The sequence below is a fragment of the Bacillus sp. SIMBA_154 genome, from assembly GCF_046536015.1.
Classification (GTDB): Bacteria; Bacillota; Bacilli; order Bacillales; family Bacillaceae; genus Bacillus; species Bacillus pumilus_P.
On record NZ_JAWJBV010000289.1, the window covers coordinates 1 to 269 of the forward strand.

Consider the following 269-nt stretch of genomic DNA (forward strand, 5'->3'; position numbering starts at 1 on the left):
GTACAGCCGAGCGCCTGGCGAGGAGCTGAAATTTGGAGGGAAGTAGGAAAATTGCTGCGGAGTCCCGGGCTGAGCGTTTCTCGAGACGATATTTGGATATAACGGGGTCGGCGGGATGGGGTTGGCAATATATTTTCCATCCGCATCCTCGACTGGCTTGCCCGCCGCATCAAGAATGTTGTCCGTCTGTTCGAAGGTTGCGTAGATGAAATATGGAGCCGATGATGTTTTCTGAATGATATGCAAGCCAATCAGCCCGAAATCGTCGT

General features: G+C 52.0%; 1 protein-coding gene. It reads right to left on the reverse strand.

Annotated features, from left to right (window positions below):
* On the reverse strand, nt 1-269 hold a 269-nt coding region (locus R0K30_RS22085; RefSeq protein WP_410612993.1), incomplete at both ends, for a hypothetical protein.